This window comes from Actinoplanes sp. ATCC 53533 (assembly GCF_003947245.1).
On record NZ_QHHV01000038.1, the window covers coordinates 1 to 16,240 of the forward strand.

Consider the following 16,240-nt stretch of genomic DNA (forward strand, 5'->3'; position numbering starts at 1 on the left):
AGTACCTGGAACTCGGCGCGCTGCTCGGCTCGATCTACATCGTGCAGAACTTCGACGCGGTCTTCACCATCACGTCCGGCGGCCTGGGCACGGCGAACCTGCCGTACACGATCTACCAGATCTTCTACCAGGCGCACGACTACGGCCGGGCCTCCGCGGCCGCCGTCGTGGTGGTCATCGGCACGATCATCATCGCCACGTTCGCGCTGCGTACCGTCTCGTCGCTGTTCAAGGAGGACTCGGGACGATGACCACCACCTTGAACCGGGCCGACCCGGCCGGCGCCGTACCGAGGAAGAAGGACCGCGGCGGACCCTGGCTGTCCCTGCTGGCCTGGGTGATCGGCATCCTGTTCGTGCTGCCGGTGGCCTGGATGGTGCTGACCTCGTTCCATTCCGAGTCCGACGCCGCCACCAACCCGCCGGCCGTGTTCGCCCCGCTCACGCTGGAGGGCTACCGCGAGTTCTTCTCCGGCGGCGCCAGCCCGTGGCCGCCGCTGCTCAACTCGATGACCGCCAGCGTCCTGTCCACCCTGCTGGTCCTGCTGCTGTCCTTCCCGGCCGCGTACGCGCTGAGCATCAAGCCGGTGAAGAAGTGGACCGACGTGCTGTTCTTCTTCCTGTCCACCAAGATGCTCCCGGTCGTCGCCGGCCTGCTGCCGCTGTACCTGTTCGCGCAGAACACCGGCCTGCTGGACAACATCTGGCTGCTGATCGTCTTCTACACCTCGATGAACCTGCCGATCGCCGTCTGGATGATGCGCTCGTTCCTGTCCGAGGTGCCGGTCGAGATGCTCGAGGCCGCCGCCATGGACGGCGCCTCGCTGGCCAAGACGCTGCGCTCGGTGATCGCCCCGGTGGTCATGCCGGGCATCGCCGCGACCGCGCTGATCTGCTTCATCTTCAGCTGGAACGAGCTGCTGTTCGCCCGGGTCCTGACCGCCACCGTGGCGGAGACCTCCCCGGTGTTCCTGACCAGCTTCGTGACCAGCCAGGGGCTGTTCCTGGCCCAGCTCTGCGCGGCCGCCTTCGTGGTCTCGCTGCCCGTGCTCGTGGCCGGCTTCGCGGCCCAGGACAAGCTCGTGCAGGGCCTGTCGCTGGGCTCGGTCAAGTAGCCGCCGCTGATCCGCAACCACTCCGCCCCGATAGAGGTGACCGGCCCCAACCCCTGGGGCCGGTCACCGCGTTCCCGCCCGGATTTTTCCCCGAAAGGGGTAGGAACCCGGGCGCCGCGGGGTACGTCAGACAGCCTATGACCAGACTTCGCGGCTCGTGGACGGCCGCTGCCGCCGTGACCATGCTCCTGCTCAGTGCTTGTGCCCAGCAGACGGCCGCCGGTGCCCCGAGCACCGCGCCGTCGCCGGACGCCTCGTCAGCCCCGCCGGCGGGCGCCGACGACGCGCTGGTGCTGCGGGTTTCCTCCGCCGGTGGCTTCGTGCCGCCGAGCGCGATCGTCGGCCGCCTCCCGCAGACCAGCGTGTATGCGGACGGCCGGGTGATCTTCGAAGGCCCGGTCCCGGCGGTCTATCCCGGCCCCGCCCTGCCCAACGTGCAGTGGGGGACGATCTCCCCGGCCACGCTCCAGCAGCTGATCGACAAGGCGGTCGCGGCCGGCGTCAAGCAGGGCACCGACTTCGGTCAGCCCGGGGTCGCGGACGCGCCGACCACCGAGGTCACGGTCCAGACCGCCGCCGGGAAGCAGACGGCCGCCGCGGTCGCCCTGCGCGAGGCCCGGCCCGACGACCCCCAGCTCACCAAGGCACAGCAGCAGGCCCGCGCGAAGCTGAGCACCTTCATCGACGAGCTCAGCGAGCTGACCGCCAAGCTGACGACCAGCGCACCGGAGGGATACCAGCCCGAGATCCTCGCCGCGATCGTGCAGCCGTACACCGAGCCCGAGGGCCAGCCCGGCCGCCCGCTGACCATGGATTGGCCCGGCCCGGCGCTGCCCGGCGAGAAGCTGAGCCCCAACCTGGAGCTGACCTGCGTCGCGGTCACCGGCGCGCAGCTCGACGCCGTGCTCGGCGCCGCCAAGAACGCCACCGCGAACACCCCGTGGGTCTGGGCGAGCAAGAGCTGGTCCGTGCAGCTGCGCCCGCTGCTGCCGGAGGAGACGGGCTGCACCGACCTGAAGGCGGCCCGATGACCCCGATCGGCGAGCCCTTCGACCCCTCGCCGGGGCCGCAGCCCGACCAGGACGAGGCGGACAGCGGCGGGCCGGGACAGGCGACGCCCGTCCCGGCCCGTGCGGCCTGCCGGCCCTGGCTTACTGCACGCCGAGCAGATCCACCACAAAGATGAGGGTCTCGTTCGGCTTGATCGCGCCGCCGGCGCCGCGGGCGCCGTAGCCGAGGTGCGGGGGGATGGTCAGCTTGCGGCGGCCACCGACGCGCATGCCGGCCACCCCCTGGTCCCATCCGCCGATGACCTGACCGGCGCCCAGGCCGAAGTCGAACGCCTGGCCCCGGTTGTAGGACGCGTCGAACTCCTTACCCGTGGAGAACGCGACCCCCACGTAGTGGACGGTGACCTGGTGGCCCGGCTTGGCCTCGTCGCCGTCTCCGGCGACCAGATCCTCCACGACCAGCTCGGCCGGCGGCTCACCCACGATGGGGCCGACGTCGGGCTTCTCCATGTGTACTCCTCCAGTTGTGTGACTGCATGGCCATGCAACCACAGCGTGCGGTCTTTCCGGGCAGCGCCACCCACGGAGGTGAACGACTGAGGGCTGAGGTCCGTACTGTTCGCGGGAGGCTGCACCGGTCTCGCCGCCGTGAGCAGGAGGAGGTCGCATGACCGCCGTACGCCGTACCGTCGCCCTCGTCCTGGCCGGCGGCATCGCCATGGCCGCGACCATCCTCCCGGCGGCGCCCGCGCTCGCGCACGGCGCGCCGACCCAGCCGATCAGCCGCACCGCCGCCTGCGCCACCGGCGGCGAGCAGGAAGGCTCGGCGGCGTGCCGGGCGGCCCGCGCGGCGAACGGGGGACCGTTCGGCACCTTCGACAACCTGCGCCTGCCGAACGTGAACGGCCGGGACACCGAGGTCGTCCCCGACGGCAGCCTGTGCAGCGGCGACCTGCCGGACTTCCAGGGCCTGGATCTGGCCCGCACGGACTGGCCGTCGACGAAGCTGGCCGCCGGCAGCACGCTGGCCATCCGCTACCGGGGCACGATCCCGCACCGGGGCACCTTCCGGGTCTACCTGACCAAGCAGGGCTATGACCCGAAGCAGCCGCTGGGCTGGGACGATTTGGGCAGCAAACCGATCCTGACGGTGCAGGACCCGCCGCTGACGGACGGTTCGTACCGGATGAGCGCCAAGCTGCCCAAGGACCGCACCGGGCGGCACGTGCTCTACACGGTCTGGCAGACCTCGAGCACCCCGGACACCTACTACTCCTGCTCGGACCTGCAGCTCAAGGCGCCGGCGGCGGCCGCCGCCACGACCCGGGCGGCCGAGGCCACGTCGTCGCCGAAGCCGAAGGCGTCCCGCTCGGTCGAGCCCGGCGTGGTCGCCTCGCCGCAGGAGGCCGCCGGGCCGGCCGTCGCGGGAGCGCCGCAGGAGAGCGAGGAGACCTGGCTGCGCCCGGCCTCGGCGCAGTCGGACGGCACGCAGGACCGGGTCGCCCTGGGCCACCAGATCATCATCGCGGCCCTGATCGTCATCGCGGGCGTCCTGGCCGGCGCCGGCTTCAAGCGTCTCCGCGCGGGCCGCAGGTACTGATACTCCGCGCGGCGCGCCGGCTGCTCGCCGCGGCGGTCGGGCGGTCGCTACGGCGGTCGGGCGCTCACCGATCCGGTCGCGGGTCGGTGACGCTCGGGCGGCTACCCCGCGTTCGATAGCGTGGGCGGCGATGACGAGCAGAGTGCGGTGGCTGAGTGCCGGGATTGTCCTGCTGATCGTGATAGCGGGGGTGGTGATCAGGCGGGCCGTCGCCGATGCTCCCGACGCACCGGGTGCCCTGCCCGCGGCGTCGGCCGCGCAGCAGATCCCTCCCTCCGTGAGCGCGCCTCCTCCTGCTCCCTCCGCGAGCGCGTCTTCTTCTGCTCCGTCCGCGAGCGCGCCGAGCCCGCAGCGATGCGCCGACACGGTGCTGGCCGGCCTCTCGCTCGCCGAGCGCGCCGGTCAGGTGCTCATGATCGGCACCCCGGTCGGCAGCCCGCGGGAGCTGGGTGGCGTGGTCGCCAGCCACGACCTCGGCGGGGTCTTCCTCGCCGGGCGCAGCTCCAGGTCCGCGGCGGGCCTGCGCGCCGACATCGCCGCCCTGCAGCGCCGGGCCGGGACGCCGCTGCTGGTCGCGCTCGACCAGGAGGGCGGCAGCGTGCAGACCCTCAAGGGCCGCGACTTCCCGCTGATCCCGTCCGCGCAGCGGCTGGGCGCGGGCGCACCGGCGAAGCTGCGCGGCACCGTGCGGGACACCGCCCAGCGCCTCGCCGGGATCGGTGTGACCGTGAACCTCGCGCCGGTCGCCGACACGGTCCCCGCGAAGCTGGGGGAGGGCAACCCGCCGATCGGCGGCTTCCACCGCCAGTACGGTTCCGACCCGGACGCGGTCGCGGGCGACGTCGCCACGGTGGTGTCGGCCTCGCAGGGCGCGCGGGTCCTGACGATCCTCAAGCACTTCCCCGGGCTGGGCCGGGTGCGCGCCAACACCGACACGACCGCGCGGGTCGTCGACAACACGACCACGGTGGACGACCCGTACCTGAAGCCGTTCGTGGCCGGGATCAAGGCCGGGTCGGCCGGGGTGATGATCTCGTCCGCGACGTACCCGAAGATCGACGGCTCGTCCATCGCCGCGTTCTCGAAGCCGATCGTCACCACCCTGCTGCGCGAACGGCTCGGCTACACCGGGCTGGTGATGTCCGACGATCTGGGCGCGGCCGCGTCGGCGTCGGCGCTGCCCACCGGCGAGCGGGCCGTGCGGTTCGTGGCGGCCGGCGGCGATCTGGTGCTGTCCATCCGGCCGCAGGACGCGGTCCCGATGGCCGCGTCGCTGATCGCGGCGGCCCGCGAGTCGCCGCCGTTCGCCGCCCGGCTGACCGATGCGGCCCGCCACGTGCTGCAGGCCAAGGACCGCGCAGGCCTGCTGACATGCTGAGCGGGCCGGGATTCGCATCAGTGACATCGCCGGTCCGCCGGTGACGCGGGCCACCGGGATTGCGCGGGCCGCGGCCGGTCCGCTGGTGACGCGGGTTGCCGGGATTTCGCGGGCTGCGGGCGCTGAGCCGGTCCGCTGGTGACGCGGGTTGCCGGGATTGCGCGGGCTGCGGGCCCTGGGCCGGTCCGCTGGTGACGCGGGCTGCCGGGATGCTGGTGACGTGGGCTACCGGGGTTCGCGGGCCGCGAGTCTGATCAGTTCCGCCCGGGACGTGACGTCGAGCTTGGTGAAGACCTTGCGCAGGTGGTAGTCGATCGTGCGAGGGCTCAGGAACAGCTGGGCCGCGACCTCGCGGTTGGTGGCACCCTCGCCGACGATGCGGACTATCTGCACCTCTTGCGGGGTGAGCTGGCCGACCGTGCCGGGGTCGCGCTTGCGCGCGGTCTCGCCGGTGGCCCGCAACTCGGCGCGGGCCAGCCCGGCCCAGACCGGCAGGCCGAGCCGTTCGAACTGCTCGTGGGCGGCGCGCAGGTGCACCCGCGCGTCGCTGCGCCGCCGGCGGCGCCGGAGCGCCTCGCCGTACAGCAGCCCGGTGCGCGCCGCGTCGAAGGGCCGGCCGCCGGGTGGGTGCAGGGCCACCGCCTCGGCGAAGTGGCTGTCCGCGTCGGATCCCGTCGCGAGCAGGCCGTGGCAGCGCGCCACCAGGGCCCGGCCCCACCCGGATCCGGTGTGCGCCGTCCAGGCCGCCAGCCGCTCCAGCGCCTCGCGGGCCTCCGCCTCGCGGCCGGTGCGGACCGCCGCCTCGACCAGGTCGGCGGCGGAGAAGACGCCCACGATGGGGTGGGATTCGCCGCGCCCGGCGGCGGCGAGCGCGATGAGCCGGTCCCGGGCGCTCTCCGGACGTCCCGCGCCGAGGTCGAGCAGGGCCAGCGACCACGACGAGATACCGGCCGCCGGGCCGAGCCGGTGCCCGATCGCGTGCGCGTGGGCGGCCGCGGCCTGCTCCCGGCAATCCTGCTCCCGGCCGTGCACAGCGGCGATCCAGGCCAGGACGCCGCGCAGGTGGGCGGCGGGGTTGTCCTGCCCGGTCTCCACCGCGATCCGCAGCCCCTCGGTCGCGTTCGCCGTGGCGGCGCTGAACCGGCCCGTCCACGCCTCCAGCGAGGAGAGCGGCGCCAGCAGCGCCGGCAGCATCGCGGCGGCACCCGCCGACCGGGCCCGGGCGACGGCCGTCGTGAACAGCCCGATCGCGACGGCGTCGTCGCCGAGGAACATCGCGCCCGCGGCGGTCAGCATGACCGCCCGCAGGTCCCCGGAGCTCGCGGCCCGGCCGACGACGGCCCGGAGGCGGACGACGGCACCGGCCGTGTCGCCGCTCAGCAGCCGGTCGAGGCCGAGCACCAGCTCCGCGCTCAGCGGAACGGCGTCGTCGGGCGTGGGCAGGGCGGCCAGCCGCCGGCCGGCCTCGTGCAGGCCGGGCACGTCGCCGGAGAGCCAGGCGGCCTGGCCGGCCTCGGTGAGCATCCGGGCGGCCCGGACCGGGTCGAGGGCGACGATCGGCTCGGCGCCGGCGACCAGCATCGCGTACGCCGTGGTCGGCTCGCCGCACGCGGACTCGATCGAGCCGCGCAGATGCTCCACCTGCGCCCGCGGCAGCGCCGTCGGTGCCAGCGCGCCGGCCCGGTCGAGCAGCGCCCTCGCCCGGTCGGGCAGCCCGGCCTGCCAGGCGGCGTCCGCGGCCTCGGCCAGCCGTGAGCCGCGCTGCTCCGGCGCGGTGGTCAGCGCGGCCGCGCGTTCGTAGGCGGTCGCCGCCGCGGCGTGACCACCCCGGTGCCGGGCGCGGTCGGCCGACCGGTGCAGCTCCGCGGCGACCGCATCGTCCGGTCCGAGCGTCGCCGCCGCCAGCAGCCAGGCGCGCCGGTCGACGTTGTCGTCCCCGTCCAGCGCCGTGGCGAGCGCCTGCTGAACCGCGCGCCGCTGCCAGAACGTCGCACCGCGATAGACCGCCGTGCGGACCAGCGGATGACAGAACGCCAGCGTCCGGCCGTCGACCCGGATCAGGCCGGCCTGCTCGGCGGCGTCGATGGCGCCGTCGGCCACGCCGAGCGCGGACGCGGCGCGCAGGACCACGCCGAGGTCGCCGGTGTCCTCGGCGGCGGCGGCGAGCAGCAGCGTCTGGGTCTGCTGGTCGTGGCGCCGTACGCGATCGAGGAACACCTGCTCGACCTCGGCGCTCACCGGGAGCCGGTCGGGCAGCGGCTCCCGGCCGGCGAGCTGCTCCGCCGACAACGACGACGGCAACTCCAGCAGCGCGAGCGGGTTGCCGGCCGTGCTGGCCACGAGGCTGTCGCGCACCGGGACGGGCAGGTCGGCGCCGGAGCCCTCGGCGAGCAGCGCGCCGGCCGCCGCCAGATCGAGACCGGTGATCGGCACCTCGGTCAGGCCGGGCGCGGCGAAGCCGGCGGCCTCGCGGTCGCGGGCGGCGAACAGGATGACCACGCCCTCCGCGTCCAGCCGGCGCGCGGCGAACGTGAGCGCGCCCGCCGAGGCGCCGTCCAGCCAGTGCGCGTCGTCGACGAGGCAGAGCAGCGGTCCCTCCTCGGCGGCCTCGGCGAGGACGCTCAGCACCCCGAGCGAGATGAGAAACCGGTCCTCGCCGTGGGCCGGGCCGATCCCGAACGCACCCCGCAGGGCTGCCCCCAGCCGGGCGGGTACGGCGTCGAACAGGCCGGCGAGCGGGCGCAGGAGCTGGTGGACAGCGGCGAACGCGAGCTCCGACTCCGACTCGATGCCGGTGCCACGCAGGATCCGCATGCCGGCGGCGCGCTCCGCCGCATACCCGAGCAGGGCGGACTTGCCGATGCCCGCCTCGCCGCGCAGCACCAGGACACCGCTTCGCCGGCGGTGGGCCGCGCCCAGCAATTCATCGATGAGCGTGCACTCCCGCACTCTCCCGTGCAGCATCTTCCGATGCTACCGAGCCGCGCCGGACCGGTGACTTCGCTGATTCGAGGCGCCCGGCGCCGCGGGCAGGCTACGGGGGTCAACTCGACTCTTGGAGGAAGCCATGAACTCCGCCGATGTCATCGTCGTCGGTGCCGGTCCGACCGGTCTCGCCCTCGCCTGCGAGCTCGCCCTCGCGGGTGTCCGGTGCCGCGTGCTGGAACGCCGCGCCGAGGAACCCAACATCACCAGGGCCTTCGCCGTCCACGCACGGACCCTGGAACTGCTCGACGCCCGCGGGCTCGCCGACGAGGTCCTGCTGCACGGCGTCCGCGTGGACAGCGTGGCGCCGGTGCCCGGCTCGTCGCTCGACCTGGGCGTGCTCGGCAGCCGCTATCCGATGATCTTCATCGCCCCGCAGAGCGGCACCGAGCGGGTGCTGCGGGCCCGCGCCGAGCGGCTGGGAGTGGAGATCGTCCGAGGCGCCGAGGTGCTCGGCATCCGGCAGGACGACGCCGGCGTCCGGGTCGAGGTCGGCGGCGCGCAGCCCCGGACCGAGCGGGCCCGGTACGTGGTGGGCTGCGACGGTGCCCACAGCGCGGTGCGCCGGCTGATCGGCGTGGAATTCGCCGGTCGGCAGTACGAGACGCACATCCTGCTGGCCGATGTCCGGCTGGCCGAGCCGCCCGCCGAGGCCATGTTCGCGCGTACCGGCACCGACGGTGCGGTGATCTCCGTGCCGTTCGGCGACGGCTGGTTCCGGGTCATCGCGTGGGACCGGCAGCGGGACCGGGTGCCGCTCGCCGAGCCGGTGACCTACGACGAGATGCGGGACGCGTTCCGGCGGATCGCCGGCAGCGACCTCGGGATGGGCCAGCCGCGGTGGAGCACCCGCTTCCTCAGCGAACGCCGGCAGGCCGCCCGGTACCGGGTCGGCCGGGTCTTCCTGGCGGGCGACGCCGCCCACGTCCATTCCCCGCTCGGTGGGCAGGGTATGAACACCGGCATCCAGGACGCGATGAACCTCGGCTGGAAGCTGGCGGCGGCCGTGCACGGCACGGCCGCACCGTGGCTGCTGGACAGCTACGAAGGGGAACGGCATCCGGTCGGCGAGCGGGTGCTGAAGCTGACCGACACGTTCAACCGGCTCGTGCTCGGCCAGTCCAAGGTGCGCAACGCGCTGCAGGCGCTGGTGATCCGCGCGATCCTGCGGTTCCCCCGCAGCCGGCTGGCGATGGCCGAACGGATCAGCGGCATCGGCATCGGCTATCCCGCCCGGTCCGGCGCCGACCACGCCTGGGCCGGGCGGCGGATGCCGGACCTGGACTGCGCGGGCACCCGCCTGTACGAGCACCTGCGAGACGGGCGGTTCGTCCTCGTGACCCGCGACCCGTTCACCCTCGACGGCTCGCCGGCCGTGCGCGGGGTGCGGTCCGCCGCGCTGTCCGGGCCGGCGATGGTGCTGGTCAGGCCGGACGGATACGTCGCCTGGGCGAGCGAGGAACTGCTGACCGCGCCGCGCACGTCGGCCGCGATCGCCGAGTGGTGCGCGGAACCGGTGAAGCAGGACCGGCCGGCCCGACCGCGGGGTTGACCTGGAGCGCGCTCCAGGTCCTAGCGTCGTCGGCATGGAAACGATCGAACTGGGCACCACCGGGCAGCAGGTCAGCCGGATCGCGCTCGGCGCGATGCAGATGGGCAACGCCACCGACGAGCGGGATTCGGTCCGCATCCTGGACCGCTACCGGGAGGTCGGCGGGTCGTTCATCGACACCGCGGACTGCTACGAGTGGTGGGCGACGCGGGACAGCCGGGGCGGCGAGAGCGAGGAACTGCTCGGCCGCTGGCTGCGCCACGGCGGCCGGCGCGACCAGGTGTTCCTGGCGACCAAGGGCAGCGCGCTGCCGGAGTACGCGCCGGAGCTGTGGGCGGCCGACGGCACGCCGAACTGGGAACTGGCCCGCCGCACCTTCGCGGGCGCGGGCGGCGACACGCTGCGGCACGCCCTCGACGGGAGCCTGCGGCGGCTCGGCACCGACCACGTCGACCTCTACTACGTGCACGTGGACGACCTGGCCACCCCGCTGGAGGAGACCCTGGAGGCCCTGGCGGGCCTGGTCCAGGCGGGGAAGATCCGATACCTGGGCTGGTCGAACGTGCGGACCTGGCGGTTGGAGCGGATCCGGCAGCTTTGCGACCGGTACGGCTGGCCGGCCCCGGTCGCCCTGCAGCAGCAGCACTCGTACCTGCGGCCCGGCCCCGGCATCGACCGGGCGTCCATCACCAACGCCGAGCAGCTCGACTACCTCGGCGCGCACGAGGACCTGACGCTGGTGGCCTACTCGCCCATCCTCAAGGGGATCTACGACGACCCGGCGAAGCGGGCCGCGCACTGGATGATGGAGGCGTACGCCGGGCCGGACGCCGAGGCCCGCCTCGCGGTGCTGGCCGAGGTGGCCGCCGAGGCCGGCGTCACGCCGATCCAGCTGGTGCTGGCCTGGCTGATGCGGCAGCCGCCCCGGACGATCCCGCTGGTCGGGCCGCGCACGCCGGACCAGTTCGAGGCGGCGCTGCCAGCCCTGGACGTGAAACTCGACGAGGACCAGCTGCGCCGGCTCAACGCCGCCGGAGGTTAGGATGCGGCATGGACGAGCTCTCGCTGCTCGACACCAACGGCATCCTGCGCCAGCCCTGGATCAGGCCGGAGCGGACCAGCGCGGGCCTGGGCTGGTCCGGCCTCTACGTGTCGACCCAGCGGGAGCAGCCGTACCGGGCGGCCTTCGACGGGGCCCGTAGCCATCTGGTCATCCTGCATCTGGACGGGCCGGTCACCGTGCGCCGTGGTCACCTGGGCCTGACCTCGGCGCGCACGGTCGCCCCCGGCGGGTTCTTCGTGCACCCGGCCGGCAAGGACCTGACCGTGGAGCTGGGCGGCCCGCTCGACACGGTGCACGTGTATCTCGACGATGCCGTCCTGCAGCAGGGGCAGGACGGGCCGCCGGTCGAGCTGGCCGAGGAGCTGGGCGTCGCCGACCCGCTGCTCGAGCAGCTGGTGCTGGCGCTGGACGGCGTGCTGCGCCAGTGGGAGCCGTCCGCGCGCACCTATGTCGACCAGGTCGGCAGCCTGCTGGCCGGGCAGCTGGCGCGCCGGCACGGCACCCGGCGGCAGTCGGCCCGCCCGGACGACAGGGCCCGCTCGGCCGGGCTCAGCGAGCGGCAGCTGACCCGGGTCCGCGAGCTGCTGGCGGAACGGCTCGGCGAGCCGGTCCCGCTGGCCGACATGGCCGCGGCGGCCGGGCTGAGCGTCAGCCACTTCGCCCGCCAGTTCAAGGCCCGGGTCGGGCAGGCGCCGCATCAGTATCTGCTGCGCATGCGGCTGGACGCGGCCGTCCGGCTGCTGCGCACCCGGAGCATGCCGATCGCCGCGGTCGCGGACCGCTGCGGCTTCACCCACCAGGAGCATTTGACCCGGGTGATGCGCCGGCATCTGCAGACCACTCCCGCAGCGGTACGGCGCGACGCCTGAGCTAGCGCCGTGACCACGAACGTTCACGGTGTTGGATGAGACGCCGCTGGGGCTGACGGCCGGGCGGCGTCGCGGGAGTCAGGCTGTTGTTGACGCTCACCGCCGGTCATTGTTCGTAGGTTGGAAGGATCTTTCCGTTGCGCACGTAGGTGAGCGCCGCGGTCGCCTCGTAGGCGTGTACGGCTGAGGCGTACGTGGGAAGCGCGGTCGACAACTTCGCGACGGCGTCGCCGGCGAAGAATGCCCGCAGGGCGTCGGCATCGGTGAAGCCGAGCATCAGTGAGGCGTGGAAGCGCTGGTCGGTGGGGTTGTCGTGGGCCACGTTCGGGGTGTCCCAGAGCTTCTGGCTCCAGGGCATGAACACCTGGGTCCGGAGTTCTTTGAGTGCGCCGGTGTCCGCGATGCCGGGGACGAGCACCTCGTTGAGGAACTTGCGGAAGGCGCCGGTGCTGACGTCGTCTCTTCTCCTGAGGTAGATGAGGGTGTGGGCCTGCGCCTTGTCGCCGGGGTTCGCGACGTCGTACCAGCGGGCGGAGTGCGGCGGCCCGGCGTAGAGCAGGGTGCGCCGGAACACGTTGACTTCATCTTGGTAGGCGAGTTTGGTCTGTTTGCGGCCCCAGAGCGGAGACACGACCGAGGCGAAGGTGACCTCGGCGAGTCCGTCGACCTTGCGGTCGGCGGGGATGACCGTCTCAACTCCGTCGACGGCCGGCCACAGTCCGGGGTTGGTCTCGGCCAGGTGAATCTGCCGGTACTCGTCGAATCCCGGCGTCGCAGTGATGATCTTGGAGTGGGGGCCCTTCCAGTAGTCCATCCCTTGCTGGCGGGGCTGGTCGGTGCGGATCCACAGCAGGATCGATGAGACGAAGGGCTTGTTGACATGGGTCGGTGTCTGGGTCATTGCCCGGCTCCTAGAGGTTTTGGTGCAATGGTCAGGTGATCGCCGAGGGGACCACCTGCTCCGCCGCGATCTATTGCTCGAGGAATTCGAGGGCTTTGGCGACGAACTGGTCGTGGAACTGGAAGATGCCGCCGTGCCCGGCGTCGGGGTAGATCACCAGGTCGCTGTCGGGCAGGCGGCGGGCCATGTCGACTGAATTCGAGGTGGGCACCATCCGGTCGGTCTCGCCGTTGGCCACGAGCACCGGCTGGCGGATGACGGACAGGTCGTGCGGGCGTTCCAGTCCCCAGGCGTGGATGGCGGCGAGCTGGGAGAAGTACGACTTGAGCGCGATCGGCTTGTCCCGGTTGACTGTGCGTTCCTTCAATCGGGCCAGGAACTCCTTACCGGCCCGGCGGCCGTTGGGGGTGCGGGTGAAGAAGAGGAACTGCTTCGGGTCCTGCAAAGTCAGCAGCGCCCGGACGGTGTCGAAGTGCGAGAGCTTGGTGACGTTCTTGATGCCCTCACCACCGGCGGGGCCGGTGCCGGCCAGGATCAGCTTGCGGAACAGCTGAGGGTCGCTCTGCACCATCACCTGGGCGATCATGCCGCCCATGGAGAAGCCCAGCAGGTCGACCTGAGTCAGGCCCAGCGCGTGGATGAACGTAAGAGCGTCGGCCGCCATCGCCTGGATGGTCTTCGGGGTGATGCCGGTGGAGGCACCGACACCGCGGTTGTCGAAGGCGATGACGTGGTGCTTGGTGGCCAGGCCGTCGACCACCCGAGGATCCCAGTTGTCCAGGACCGCGGCCAGGTGGGTCACCAGGACCAGCGGGATGCCGGTCTTCGGGCCGAGTTCGCGGTAGGCGAACTCGACGCCTCCGGCGGAGATGGTACGGGTGGGCGCGTCCTTGTACGACTTCACTATGCCGTGGCGGGCTTCCATGGCGATCTCCTTTGTCGGGCGTTGCGGGTGGGGCGGCTGAGCGCGCCCCAATGCTCATGGAAGTATGGTCGTAATATGATCGTTCCGCAAGACCCGGGGAGCTCATCAGATGAAGCGAGCAGGCGTGCGGGGGCGTTGATCGCGAGAGCGGCACAGGCCGCCGCAGCCGGTCTGCAGGTAACGCTGCCGGTAGGTCTGCGTGGGCAGTCGCACCTCGAACTGGATCTGGACCGCCGCCACGGCGGCGGTCGTGGCGGGGATCAGCAGAACGGCGGCTGCGGACACCAGCGGGATCCATCGGCGGGCCCTCGTGCGGGCTGTGTGTGGTCTGGCATCCGAGCCTCCTCGACGAGCGGGGGTCAACGTACGACGAATCTGTGTCGACGGTCAACGAGTCCGTCAAATGATCGGGATGCTGACGGCGATCGGCGCCGCGGCCTTGCGGTCAGCGTGCTCGGCGCTGATGCGGTTCCACTCGCGGGTCGCGGCCGGCGGCGCTCACCGTCTTCCGCAGCCAGGAAGTCGTCCTGCCCGAGGCCAACCGGAGCCCGCTGGACGCCTGGGACCTGCCCGGTATCGCCGCGCAGTGCGACGAATTCAGCCAAGAATGGCGGTGGCTGGCGACGCCGCAGGGCGACCGGGTCCGCGGCGGCGAGGCCCTGGCCGCCAGGACCCGGCTGATGGACGCGTACCGCCGGTTCCCCGCCCTCGATCCGCAACTACCGCAGCACCTGATGCCCACCGGCTGGCCACGTGAACAGGCCAGACTCCTGTTCGAACGGGGCTACGACAGGCTGGGCGAGCGCCCCGAAGAGTGGGTACGGCGGATCCTCACCGCGTCGGGGCTTGACGTGCCCGCCGGCCTTGACCGGCGGAGGTGATGGATGGCGTGCCGGGTGGACGCGATGTCCAGGACTGCGGCGCGAGCGACCCCCCGGCCGGGGTGGTCGACGCACATCCGGTGCATGACGCGGGCACGCGAGACGCTGACACCCCCGCTCGGCCCGGTGCCCTATCGCCGGTCTTCGGTGCCGAGCAGGGTCAGGGCGCTTTGGACGCCCTGTTCGAGGACGATGTCGGCGAGTTGCTGGTCGGCCAGGGCGCGGGAGAGTTGCAGGGTGCCGACCATGAGGGCGTAGATGCTGAGCGCCTGCACGCGTGCCGAGCGCGGGTCGTGGGGTGCGACCCGGGCGGCGACGTCGTCGATGACGGTGAGCACCCCGTCGGTGTACGCGCGTCGGGTCGCGTCGGCGCTGCGGGCGATCTCGTCGAGCAGGGCAGCGGACGGGCAGCCGTGCTCGGGGCTGTCGCGATGCTGCACCGAGAGATAGGTGCGCAGGATCTGCTCGACCCCGGCATGGCCGGGCGACGCCGTCCCCAGCATCTCGCACTGCTCGCGGAGCTGGTCGGCGACCGCGGAGGCGACTAGGTCGTCCTTGGAGTCGAAATGGGCGTAGAACGCGCCGTTGGTCAACCCCGCATCCGCCATGAGCGCGGCGATCCCCGAACCGTCGATGCCGTCGGCCTTGAACCGGCGCCCGGCCGCCTCGATGATGCGCCGCCGCGTCGCCTGCTTGCGTTCTGGTCCGTATCGCACCCCGCACACTCCTTCACTCGTCCCGCCGGCGGCTGGGCGCCACCTCCGGGCCCCAATGAGCGTACGGCCATAATTTAATTTGTGCCAACCTCTTGCCGCCCGGGGCCCTCCCGTCTGCCCGCCGCGGCCGATACCCGTCCCGGCGTAGCCGATGGTATGACGTACATAATTTTATGGTCGAGGGCGACGTGCTTGACCGTCCTGCCGAGCGCTCGCCGTGGCGGCACGGCTCGTTGCCGGTGCGCCTCGGAACGTGCGCCGGTAGGCCACTGGTGTGACGCCGATGGCGGCGTGCAGGTGTTCTCGTAGCGAGGTGCCGCCGGCGAAGCCGACCTGGCCGGCGATGTCGTCGACCGGCAGGTCGGTGGATTCCAGCAACTGCCGGGCCCGGTCGACGCGTTGCTGGATCAGCCAGCGTCCGGGGCTCAAACCGACTTCTTCGGTGAAGCGGCGGGCGAAGGTGCGCAGGCTCATGTTCGACTGCTCGGCAAGGTCGCTCAGGGTCAGCGGCTGGTGCAAGTTCTGCAGCGCCCACTGCCGGGCGGCGGACGTGTCGTTCGCCGTTGCGTCGGGGACCGGGTGTTGGATGTACTGCGCCTGGCCCCCTTCACGCCACGGGGGCACGACGCAGGCGCGGGCGACCTGGTTGGCGATCTCGCTGCCGTGGTCCTTGCGGACAAGGTGCAGGCAGACATCGATGCCGGCAACGGCACCTGCCGCGGTCAGCACGTCGCCTTCGTCGACGAACAGGACGTTCGGGTCGAGTTCCACCTGCGGGTACCACTCCCGGAAGAGGCCCGTGGCGTGCCAGTGCGTGGTGGCCCGGCGCCCGTCGAGCAGCCCCGCCGCGGCCAGCACGAAGGCGCCGGTGCAGGTCGACACGATCCGGGTGCCGGGGGCCACGTACGAGAGGACTTGCGCCAGGTCGACCAGCGTTTCACGGCGGGGGTCGCTGGTGTAGAACGGTGGGATGATCACGGTGTCGGCGGTGCGCAACACCTCCGGGCCATGCTCGACGGTGATGGTGAAGTCCGCGCTGGTGCGCACCGGGTGACCATCGATGGTGCAGGTCACGACCTCGTAGCGGCCGTCCGCGGCGCCGAAGACGCGGTGGGGAATGCCCAGGTCGAACGGGTACACGCCGGGCGGGGCGAGGACAACGACGCGGTGCACCTTGGCCATGGCAGGATCCCGTCGAAAATTGGCGTTCATGCCATTGTAGTGGCCTGTGACGGCGGCCAGGCTG

At 72.4% G+C, this 16,240-nt stretch carries 15 protein-coding genes and 1 pseudogene; 9 read left to right on the top strand and 7 right to left on the bottom strand.

The window, feature by feature from the left end; all coding sequences use genetic code 11:
• The 3 genes and pseudogenes from DMB66_RS14365 to DMB66_RS14375 all read left to right on the top strand — a co-directional run.
• Positions 1–251, top strand: a pseudogene (locus DMB66_RS14365) (sugar ABC transporter permease); the annotation flags it as partial.
• The gene (locus DMB66_RS14370; protein WP_199752332.1) at positions 248–1,114 is read left to right on the top strand and encodes a carbohydrate ABC transporter permease; all 867 of its coding nucleotides are present in this window, start codon (positions 248–250) and stop codon (positions 1,112–1,114) included. The pseudogene DMB66_RS14365 and the gene DMB66_RS14370, both read left to right, overlap by 4 nt.
• 137 nt (positions 1,115–1,251) lie before the next feature.
• Positions 1,252–2,145, top strand: coding sequence for a hypothetical protein (locus DMB66_RS14375; protein ID WP_125804581.1), 894 nt, complete (start codon positions 1,252–1,254; stop codon positions 2,143–2,145).
• Positions 2,146–2,265: 120 nt separating this feature from the next.
• On the opposite strand, the gene DMB66_RS14380 is transcribed toward DMB66_RS14375, so the two are convergent.
• Complete coding sequence (locus DMB66_RS14380; protein WP_125804582.1) at positions 2,266–2,634, bottom strand: FKBP-type peptidyl-prolyl cis-trans isomerase; 369 nt, start codon at positions 2,632–2,634, stop codon at positions 2,266–2,268.
• A gap of 157 nt (positions 2,635–2,791) precedes the next feature.
• Between DMB66_RS14380 and DMB66_RS14385 the strand changes: the two genes are divergently transcribed.
• The gene (locus tag DMB66_RS14385; RefSeq protein ID WP_125804583.1) at positions 2,792–3,724 is read left to right on the top strand and encodes a lytic polysaccharide monooxygenase; all 933 of its coding nucleotides are present in this window, start codon (positions 2,792–2,794) and stop codon (positions 3,722–3,724) included.
• A gap of 130 nt (positions 3,725–3,854) precedes the next feature.
• Positions 3,855–5,102, top strand: coding sequence for a glycoside hydrolase family 3 N-terminal domain-containing protein (locus tag DMB66_RS14390; protein WP_125804584.1), 1,248 nt, complete (start codon positions 3,855–3,857; stop codon positions 5,100–5,102).
• Positions 5,103–5,327: 225 nt separating this feature from the next.
• Here DMB66_RS14390 and DMB66_RS14395 read toward each other — a convergent pair whose 3' ends face one another.
• Positions 5,328–8,066, bottom strand: a complete 2,739-nt coding sequence (locus tag DMB66_RS14395; RefSeq protein WP_125804585.1) for a LuxR family transcriptional regulator — start codon at positions 8,064–8,066, stop codon at positions 5,328–5,330.
• Between the two features lie 103 nt (positions 8,067–8,169).
• Here DMB66_RS14395 and DMB66_RS14400 point away from each other — a divergent pair, with 103 nt between their 5' ends.
• Genes DMB66_RS14400 through DMB66_RS14410 form a run of 3 tightly spaced genes read left to right on the top strand, consistent with a single transcriptional unit; the run spans position 8,170 to position 11,571 of the window.
• The gene (locus tag DMB66_RS14400; RefSeq protein ID WP_125804586.1) at positions 8,170–9,639 is read left to right on the top strand and encodes an FAD-dependent oxidoreductase; all 1,470 of its coding nucleotides are present in this window, start codon (positions 8,170–8,172) and stop codon (positions 9,637–9,639) included.
• Positions 9,640–9,673: 34 nt separating this feature from the next.
• Positions 9,674–10,681 (top strand): aldo/keto reductase, encoded by a 1,008-nt coding sequence (locus DMB66_RS14405; protein WP_125804587.1) that lies wholly within the window; start codon positions 9,674–9,676, stop codon positions 10,679–10,681.
• 8 nt (positions 10,682–10,689) lie between these two features.
• A complete protein-coding gene (locus DMB66_RS14410; RefSeq protein ID WP_125804588.1) occupies positions 10,690–11,571 on the top strand; it encodes a helix-turn-helix domain-containing protein in 882 nt (293 codons plus the stop codon).
• A gap of 106 nt (positions 11,572–11,677) precedes the next feature.
• Here the strand turns inward: DMB66_RS14410 and DMB66_RS14415 are convergent, their stop codons facing one another.
• The 3 genes from DMB66_RS14415 to DMB66_RS14425 all read right to left on the bottom strand — a co-directional run bounded on the left by DMB66_RS14415 (position 11,678) and on the right by DMB66_RS14425 (position 13,682).
• Complete coding sequence (locus DMB66_RS14415) at positions 11,678–12,472, bottom strand: strictosidine synthase (RefSeq protein WP_125804589.1); 795 nt, start codon at positions 12,470–12,472, stop codon at positions 11,678–11,680.
• A 70-nt stretch (positions 12,473–12,542) separates the two neighbouring features.
• On the bottom strand, positions 12,543–13,397 hold the full coding sequence (locus tag DMB66_RS14420) for an alpha/beta fold hydrolase (protein ID WP_125804590.1): 855 nt from the start codon (positions 13,395–13,397) through the stop codon (positions 12,543–12,545).
• A gap of 105 nt (positions 13,398–13,502) precedes the next feature.
• On the bottom strand, positions 13,503–13,682 hold the full coding sequence (locus tag DMB66_RS14425; protein ID WP_158647236.1) for a tannase/feruloyl esterase family alpha/beta hydrolase: 180 nt from the start codon (positions 13,680–13,682) through the stop codon (positions 13,503–13,505).
• Between the two features lie 281 nt (positions 13,683–13,963).
• Between DMB66_RS14425 and DMB66_RS14430 the strand changes: the two genes are divergently transcribed.
• Positions 13,964–14,278, top strand: coding sequence for a PaaX family transcriptional regulator C-terminal domain-containing protein (locus DMB66_RS14430; RefSeq protein ID WP_255440659.1), 315 nt, complete (start codon positions 13,964–13,966; stop codon positions 14,276–14,278).
• Between the two features lie 131 nt (positions 14,279–14,409).
• Here DMB66_RS14430 and DMB66_RS14435 read toward each other — a convergent pair whose 3' ends face one another.
• Together DMB66_RS14435 and DMB66_RS14440 are read right to left on the bottom strand one after the other, a co-directional pair.
• Positions 14,410–14,994, bottom strand: a complete 585-nt coding sequence (locus DMB66_RS14435) for a TetR/AcrR family transcriptional regulator (protein ID WP_125804593.1) — start codon at positions 14,992–14,994, stop codon at positions 14,410–14,412.
• 171 nt (positions 14,995–15,165) lie between these two features.
• A complete protein-coding gene (locus tag DMB66_RS14440; protein WP_125804594.1) occupies positions 15,166–16,176 on the bottom strand; it encodes a GlxA family transcriptional regulator in 1,011 nt (336 codons plus the stop codon).
• Positions 16,177–16,240: the final 64 nt, after the last annotated feature.